This is a genomic window from Mesorhizobium sp. M7A.F.Ca.US.005.03.2.1, assembly GCF_003997795.1.
GTDB lineage: Bacteria > Pseudomonadota > Alphaproteobacteria > Rhizobiales > Rhizobiaceae > Mesorhizobium > Mesorhizobium ciceri.
Genome location: NZ_RZRP01000220.1, coordinates 1 through 7,993, shown reverse-complemented (window position 1 = coordinate 7,993; position 7,993 = coordinate 1). Strand labels below are relative to the sequence as shown.

General features: G+C 66.2%; 8 protein-coding genes. 2 read left to right on the top strand and 6 right to left on the bottom strand.

Going from position 1 to position 7,993, the window contains the following annotated elements; all coding sequences use genetic code 11:
• Nucleotides 1-161: 161 nt before the first annotated feature.
• From EN991_RS14515 to EN991_RS14495, 5 genes are all read right to left on the bottom strand, one after another.
• Entirely contained in the window at nucleotides 162-1,145 is a 984-nt protein-coding gene (locus EN991_RS14515; protein WP_127369008.1) for a xanthine dehydrogenase family protein subunit M, read from the bottom strand.
• A complete protein-coding gene (locus tag EN991_RS14510; protein WP_013530702.1) occupies nucleotides 1,142-1,621 on the bottom strand; it encodes a (2Fe-2S)-binding protein in 480 nt (159 codons plus the stop codon). The genes EN991_RS14515 and EN991_RS14510 overlap by 4 nt, the downstream gene beginning before the upstream one ends.
• A gap of 231 nt (nucleotides 1,622-1,852) precedes the next feature.
• On the bottom strand, nucleotides 1,853-4,111 hold the full coding sequence (locus EN991_RS14505; protein WP_127369007.1) for a xanthine dehydrogenase family protein molybdopterin-binding subunit: 2,259 nt from the start codon (nucleotides 4,109-4,111) through the stop codon (nucleotides 1,853-1,855).
• Nucleotides 4,101-5,159 carry a xanthine dehydrogenase family protein subunit M gene (locus EN991_RS14500; RefSeq protein WP_127369006.1) on the bottom strand — a complete coding sequence of 353 codons (1,059 nt, stop codon included), beginning with the start codon at nucleotides 5,157-5,159 and terminating at the stop codon, nucleotides 4,101-4,103. The genes EN991_RS14505 and EN991_RS14500 overlap by 11 nt, the downstream gene beginning before the upstream one ends.
• The gene (locus EN991_RS14495; protein ID WP_013530705.1) at nucleotides 5,156-5,653 is read right to left on the bottom strand and encodes a (2Fe-2S)-binding protein; all 498 of its coding nucleotides are present in this window, start codon (nucleotides 5,651-5,653) and stop codon (nucleotides 5,156-5,158) included. Before EN991_RS14495 ends, EN991_RS14500 begins: the two co-directional genes overlap by 4 nt.
• A gap of 287 nt (nucleotides 5,654-5,940) precedes the next feature.
• Here EN991_RS14495 and EN991_RS14490 point away from each other — a divergent pair, with 287 nt between their 5' ends.
• Entirely contained in the window at nucleotides 5,941-6,561 is a 621-nt protein-coding gene (locus EN991_RS14490; RefSeq protein ID WP_024501664.1) for a TetR/AcrR family transcriptional regulator, read from the top strand.
• A 56-nt stretch (nucleotides 6,562-6,617) separates the two neighbouring features.
• On the top strand, nucleotides 6,618-7,616 hold the full coding sequence (locus tag EN991_RS14485; protein ID WP_127369005.1) for a bestrophin family ion channel: 999 nt from the start codon (nucleotides 6,618-6,620) through the stop codon (nucleotides 7,614-7,616).
• A 62-nt stretch (nucleotides 7,617-7,678) separates the two neighbouring features.
• On the opposite strand, the gene EN991_RS14480 is transcribed toward EN991_RS14485, so the two are convergent.
• On the bottom strand, nucleotides 7,679-7,993 hold a 315-nt coding region (locus tag EN991_RS14480; RefSeq protein WP_164769061.1), incomplete at its 5' end, for a zinc-binding dehydrogenase.

Here is a 7,993-nt window from a genome sequence, read left to right as displayed (position 1 = left end):
CTCGACCAGGACGGCGTAGGCGAGGCCTTCGAGCTGCTGCTCGACGGCGTATTTCGCCGCACCGGTGATCTTGGCCGGGCCGTCGATGCGCGACAGCCGGCCGCCGACGGCTTCGGCAAAAGCGCCGTCGGACGCATCCCCATGCCTGATGTTGTGAACGGTCATGCCGTCTCTCCCAATTTGCGGATGGCGCGGGCGACGACGCGCGGCGCCAGTTCGACCTTGTAATGGTTGGCGCCATGGTCGACAGAGCCTTCGACGGCGAGCAGGCTGGCGGCGCGCACAGTGTCCGGCTCAAGCACCTTGCCCTTCAGCGCGTTTTCCACGGCCCGCGCACGCCACGGCTTGGTCGCGACGCCGCCAAGCGCGACGCGCAAATCGCGGATCGTTCGGCCGTCAGGTTCGAACTCAATGCCGACCGCCGCGCTCGCGGCGGCAAACTCATAGGATTGCCGGTCGCGGATCTTGAGATAAGTCGAACGCCGGGCAGAGGCCGAGCCGGGGATCTCGATCGCGGTGATCATCTCGCCCGGTTCGATCGCATGTTCCCGATCCGGCGTGGTGCCGGGCAGCAGGAAAAAGTCGTCGACCGGGATGTGGCGCTCGCCCAGATGCACGATCGCATCGAAGGCGACCAGCGCCACGGCGAGGTCGCCCGGATACATGGCGATGCAGGCGTCGCTGATGCCAAGCACCGCATGGCCACGGGTAACGCCGCCGATCGCCGAACAGCCAGAGCCGGGCTGACGCTTGTTGCAGGCGGGGAAATTCGCCGGGTCGCGGAAATAAGGGCAGCGCGTGCGCTGCATCAGATTGCCGCCGATGGTCGCCATGTTGCGGATCTGCGCGGAAGCCGCCTGCCACAGGGCTTCCGATACCGCAGGAAAGCGGCTTTTGATGTCGGCATGGTCGGCGACATGGCTCATCCTGGCCAGTGCGCCGATGGTGACGCCGCGCTCGTTCACCTCGATCCTGTCCAACCCCTTGAGATGAGCGATGTCGACCAGCGTCTCGGGCTCGGCGACGCCGCATTTGGCGAGGTCGATCAGCGTGGTGCCGCCGGCCAAGAGCATGGCGCCGGGCAGGGCGGCCGCCTGGCGTGCCGCATCGAGCGAATTGGCGCGCACATACGAAAAATCCCTCATGATGCGGCCTCCAATGCTGCCTGGCGGACAGCGGCGACGATGTGCGGATAGGCGCCGCAGCGGCAGAGGTTGCCGGCCATATACTCGCGGATTTCTTCGTCGGAGCCGGCATGGCCTTCGCGGATGCAGGCGACCGCCGACATGATCTGGCCCGGCGTACAATAGCCGCACTGGAAGGCGTCCTGTTCGAGGAAGGCAGCCTGCACGGGATGCATTTCGCCCTCCCGTGCAAGCCCCTCTATGGTGGTGACGGTGCGGCCCTCGACTTGTGCGGCCAGCGTCAGGCAGGCCAGCACGCGCTCGCCGTCGATATGCACGGTGCAGGCGCCGCACTGGCCGTGGTCGCAGCCCTTCTTGGTTCCGGTCAGGCCGAGGCGATCGCGCAAGGCATCGAGCAGCGTGACGCGCGGCTCGAGTTGCAGATCGTGATCACGGCCGTTGATGTCGAGATGAACTGGGATCGTTGTTTTGGTCATGGGCGTCGGGCTCCAGTTGCTTGACGCGAAGTCGTTGATTTCATCTTTGGCAGCCGGCGGGGACCTGGCGCCGGCTGTGCGGCCCTTCGCTGCCGCTCCCCGCCTTCGGGCGTTCAGCCCCTTAGAAAGGTCCACTGGACTTTTTGGTGCGCCCGAAGCGGACCGGGCTTTCACCGTTCGTCGTTCGGGAAGCCAAGCAATTGGCTTCCCATCCGCTAGGTGGACCACTCCTCACCCCAGCAGGTCCTCGATGCGGACCGGAAAGCGCCGCGGCCGCACGCCGGTCGCATGCCAGACCGCATTGGCGACGGCGCCGGCCGTGCCGGTGATGCCGATTTCGCCGACGCCCTTGATGCCGAGCGCGTTGACGTGAGGGTCGTCCTCGTGGACCAGCAACGCCTCGATCGATGGAACGTCGGCATTCACCGGGACATGATATTCGGCGAGGTTGGCATTCTGGATCCGGCCAGAGCGCCGGTCGGTGATGGCTTCCTCATGCAGCGCGAACGAGACGCCCCAGATCATGCCGCCATAATACTGGCTGCGCACCAGCCTGGGATTGATGACCCGTCCGGCGGCGAACGCGCCGACCAGCCTTGTGACACGGATCTGGCCAAAATCCGGATCGACCTTCACCTCGGCAAACACGGCGCCATGCGCGTGCTTGGCATAGGCCTCCTGAGACGCCGGGTCGGGAGCCCCCTTGCCGTGGCCCTCGATCTCGGTGAGGCCCGCGCGCGTGAGGATCTCGGCGTAGCTTTCACCGCGGCTTTCATCGTCGCGCCGATAGAGGCGACCGCCGCGCGCCAGCACGCCTTCATTGCCGGCGCCGTAGAGCGGCGAGCCCTCGTCGCCGGTGGCGAGATCGGCGAGCCTGGCGATGACGGCGGCGCCCGCATTGTGGATCGCCATGCCGGCCGTCGCCGTGTGGCCGGAGCCGCCGGCAATGCCTGCATTGGGCAGATCGGAGCTGCCGGCCCTGAAATCGACCTGGTCGATATCCAGTCCCAGTCCGTCGGCGGCGATCTGGGCGAAGGCGGTCCAGGCGCCTTGCCCCATGTCCTGAGCGCCGGTCTCCATCACGCCGCTGCCATCGGCTCTCAGCACCGCCCGCGCTTCGGCCTGGAACATGATCGCCGGGAAGGTCGCCGTGCCCATGCCCCAGCCGGTCAGGAAACCGTCGGCGTCGCGCATCAGCCGAGGCTGAATGGGGCGGCTCGCCCAGCCGAACGTCTCGGCCGCTTGCCTGTAGCATTCGCGCAGCGCCTTGGAGGAAAACGGCTTGCCGGTCATCGGCTCGACCTCGGCATAGTTCCGCAGCCGGAATTCCAGCGGGTCCATGCCGCAGGCGTAGGCTGCCTCATCGATAGCGCTCTCCAGCGCGATCGAGCCGGTGGCTTCGCCGGGCGCCCGCATGAACAGCGGCGTACCGGTATCGAGCCGCACCGCATCGTGCGAGGTGGCGATGGCCGGGCTGGCATAGAGTGTGTGCGAGGCATCCGCCGCCGGTTCGAAGAAATCGTCGAACGTGCTCGACGCGGTCTTGGCGTGATGGTCGAGCGCCGTCAGCCGCCCTTCGCCATCCATGCCCATGCGCAGCGTCTGGCGCGTCGGCGCACGGTGGCCGACCGGCCCGTACATCTGCTCACGTCGCAGCACCAGCTTGACCGGACGGCCGACGAGACGCGCCGCCAGGATGCCGAGCACCTGCGGCCCGGAGATCATGCCTTTCGAGCCGAAGCCGCCACCCAGGAACGGGCTGCGGATGTGGATGTTCTCCGGCGCGATGCCGAACAGGCCGGCGATGCGGCCCTGCGCCATGGCAAGGCCCTGGCTCGGTGTGTCGATCGACAGTGTGTCGCCTTCCCAGGCGACGACGATCGCATGCGGCTCCATGGCGTTGTGGTACTGGGCCGGCGTCTCGTAGGTGGCTTCGATCCGCGTCTTTGCCGATTTGAGGCCGGCCTCGACATCGCCCTTGTACTGCACGGCCGGACCGCCGACGCCGACAGCACGCGGCACGATACTTTCGGCGCCGTCGAGGCCAACGCGCGCCGGCATCACTTCATAGCGCGGCGACAGCAGCGCCGCCCCCTCGGTCGCCGCCTCCAGCGTCTCGGCGATCACCACGGCGATGCTCTGATTGGGGTAGCGGACCTGGTCGTTCTGCAAGAGGTCGAGCCGGAACATGAAGGGATGGTCCTTGGCGTCCGGATCGGCGGCGAGCGCTGGCCGGTTCTTGGGCGTCATCACCTCGACCACGCCCTTGTGTGCCTTGGCCGCCTCGACATCCAGCGCAGCGACGCGGCCGCGCGCGATGCTAGAGACAGCGAGCACGGCGTAGAGCATGCCGGGCGGATGGTTGTCGGCGGCATAGCGCGCGGCTCCGGTGACTTTCAGAAAGCCGTCGCGGCGGGTCAGCGGCTGGCCGATGCTGGAGCCTTGCCGGGCATGGGCGGGTTGCTGGTTGAGGCTGAGTTCAAGCGTCATGGCGCGCTCCAGGAATGTTCGAGAACGGGGAGGCAGGAAGGGCCGGCAGACGCTCGGGCGTTCCCGAAAGCGCAGAGATCAGCGCCCTGGTCACGATGCGGCGGGCAAGCTCGATCTTGAAGGCATTGTCGCCGGAAGGGCTGGCATCGGCCAAGGCAGCGTCCGCGGCGCTGGCGAAGGTCGCCTCGCTGGCGTCCGCGCCAAGCAGGACGGCTTCCGCCGAGCGTGCCCGCCACGGCTTGGCCGCGACGCCGCCCAGCGCCAGCCTTGCGGCGCGGATCTTGCCGCCGTCGACGACAAGCGCTGCCGCGGCCGATACGACGGCGAAGGCATAGGAGGTGCGTTCACGGACTTTGAGGTAGCGGGCATTGGCGGAGAAGGAGGCAGCCTCCGCCGGCAGGCGCACCGCCACGATCAGGTCGCCGGGCTCCAGCGCATTCTCCCGCTGCGGCGTTTCGCCGGGAAGCCGGTGAAATTCCTCCAGCGAAACATGGCGCCGGCCCTTCTTGCCTTCGATCTCGACCACGGCGTCGAGCGCCACCAGCGGCACGCAGAAATCCGACGGGTGGGTGGCGATGCAGGCGTCGCTCCAGCCGAGCACGGCGTGCAGGCGGTTTTCGCCGCCCAGCGCATCGCAGCCGGCGCCTGGCTCGCGCCTGTTGCAGGCGCTGGCTGTGTCGTAGAAATAGCTGCAGCGCGTGCGCTGCAACAGATTGCCGCCGACGGTGGCGGCGTTGCGAAGCTGCGCCGAAGCACCCGACAGCAGCGCCTCGGCCACCGCCGGATAGGATTTGGCGAACGCCGGATCGTAAGCAAGCTCGGCATTACGGACCAGCGCGCCGATGCGCAGGCCACCATCGTCCAGCCGTTCGATGCGGTTGAGCTCCGGCAGCCGGGAGATGTCGACGATACGCTCGGGACTGGTGATGCCGCCTTTCATCAGGTCGAGCAGATTGGTGCCGCCGGCGAGATAGGCCGAGCCCGGCTCGGCTGCCGCGGCGATGGCGTCGGGAATGGTGGCGGGCCTGATGTAATCGAAGTCTCTCATGCCGCGGTCCTCCGGTCGGCTTTGACAAGCTGTTGCTGGGCTTCCAGGACGGCCTCGACGATGCCGCCATAGGCCGCGCAGCGGCATATGTTGCCGCTCAGCCCCTCGCGGATGCGTTCGGGGTCGTCGCCGGCCTGGCCCTCGGCGATCAGGCCGAGCGTGCTCATGATCTGGCCGGGTGTGCAGAACCCGCACTGGAAGCCGTCATGGGCGATGAAGGCGGCCTGCACCGGATGCAGTTCCTCGCCGTTGGCGACGCCTTCGATGGTCAAGACCTGGGCGCCGTCATGGCTGACCGCCAGCGCCAGGCATGAGTTGATGCGCTTGCCGTCGACCAGCACCGTGCAGGCGCCGCATTGGCCGCGGTCGCAGCCCTTCTTGGTGCCGGTGAGATCGAGCCGCTCGCGCAGCAGGTCGAGCAGGGTTACGCGTGGATCGACCTCCAGTTGGTGTCGGTGGCCATTGATGGTGAGGGTAATGGGAAGGCTGGTCATGGGCGTCTGGCTCCAGTTGCTTGACGCGGATGGGATTGAACTGGTGCCTTGCCGCAGAAGGGCAAGGTAACCGTTGGGTCAGGTCTTGACGGCGAAAGCGGAGATGGCGGATCTCCCGCGAGGCAGGCGGGCAGGGGAGATGTCGGCTTGCGTGTTCGAAAGACGTGACATACCGGTTCCCCTGATTATATGATAAAGGTGCTCCACTAAAACGGAGGCGCCTCCGTTTATTACGTGGTGGCTGACCCTGCCGGATTCAAGCCCCCTGACACGATGTGGAGAAAAAATTGGCCAGCGAGCCGTCCGCCATTGCTGAACAGAAGGCCGAGGCCGTAGACGCAAAGCCGCTGCGCGCCGATGCGCGGCGCAACCGCGACCGGCTGGTCGAGGTGGCGGTGTCAGTCTTTGCCGAGCGCGGCATCGATGGCTCGCTGGAGGAGATCGCGCGCCGCGCCGGCGTCGGCATCGGCACGCTCTACCGGCATTTCCCGACGCGCGAGCATCTGGTCGAGGTGGTCTATCGTCGTGAGGTGGAGGCGCTGTGCGCGGCCGCCGGCGAGCTTGCCCAAAAACATCCGTCCGATGTCGCGCTGGAACAGTGGATGCAGCGCTTCGTCGACTACATCGCCACCAAGCGCGGCCTGGCGACCAGCCTGCGCATTGTGCTCACCACCAATTCGACGCTGTTTTCCGACACGTTCGGCCGGGTGTCGCAAGCCTTGCGACGCCTGGTCGAGGCGGCGGTGGCCGACGGCACCATTCGCGGCGACGTCGACGCTTCCGACGTGCTGCACGCGCTGGGCGGCATCTATTCAGCGCCCGACACCCCCGAATGGCGCGACCGCTCGCGCCGGCTGGTCAAGCTGTTGATGGACGGGTTGCGGTTCGGGGCTGCAAAGGCACAATGAGGCGACCAGATTCCGGCCGTGCAAAACCAGACCTATCGATGAGTTGAGGGGATACGATGTATGTAGGCCGTTCCTACAAACTGATCGATTTCGCGCTGTGGTCGCGGCGCAGCGTCATCTACATGGTGGTGGTGAGCGGTCTGGCCGTGGCGGCCTACCGTCTTCCAGGCATCGCCGGGTTTTCGGTGCCATGGTCGGTGGTGCTGGTGCTTGGCACCACCGTGTCACTCGTCGCCGGGTTCAAGAATTCGCAGGTGTTCACCCGCAGCAGCGACGCGCTGCAGGCTTTTACGCAAATTACGGCCAGCAGCCGTTTGTGGTCCAATTTCTGCAGGGATTTCCTCGACGCGCCGACGGCCAGACAGCTCATCTATCGCCACATCGCCTGGATGACGGCATTGCGCTTTTCCCTGCGCCGGCCGATGCCATGGGAGTCCATGGCGCGGGCCGCCAATATCGAATACCGGCGGCGCTACCGTATCCATGAGGATGCGAGCTCGCTCGGCGACGAATTGCGTCCGCTGCTCGCCGAACAGGCCGAGGACGTCCTGAAATCGCCCCAGCCGGCGATAGCCCTGCTCGAACTGCAATCTGTCCAGGTCAATGCGCTGTTCAAGGACACAAAGCTCCCTCCTCAGATCTATGGCGAACTGACCAAGCTGATCCGCGACTTCCATGACCAGCAGGCGCGCTGCGATCGCATCAAGAACAATCCCTATCCCCGGCAATACGCCATCGTCAGTTCGATGTTCGTGATGATCTTCTGCACACTGTTGCCGTTCGGGGTCGTTCCCGTCTTTGCCGATATGGGCAAACTGGGTGGCGTGCTCGGGTCGATAGCGATCTGGCTGACGATCCCGTTCAGCACGCTGCTCGGCTGGGCCTACATGTCTCTCGACCAGGTCGGCGAAAGCAGCGCCAACCCGTTCGAGGGCAATGCCAACGACGTTCCGATCTCGCAGATTTGCCGCGACATCGAGATCGAGTTGCGTAGCGGGCTCGGCGAGAGCGACCTTCCCAAGCCCCTGCTGCCGGTCAACGACATCGCGACCTAGGCAGGATCACGACGAGGCGCGGCCCCGGCGGTCCCCTTCATCGTGCTGCTGGCGGAGGACGCTCAAACGTCAAGGCAGACCTTGCCGAAATGCTTTCGGGATTCGTAATGCGCGAAGGCGGTGGCGATGTCCTGCAGCGGAAAGTGGCGGTCTATGACGGGCTTCAGCCTGCTGGACTCTATCGCGCGGATCATATCCTCCTGGTCGGCCCGGCTGCCGATGGAAATGCCGCTGATGCGGATCTGGTTGGAAAACAGGGCTGGGATAGACACTTCCGCCGCAAAGCCGGTCAGGACGCCGACCAGCGCGATGTGACCGCCCGTGCGGCAGGCGATAATCGACTGCGCCAGCGTGGCGGGTCCCCCGCCCCCGGTCAC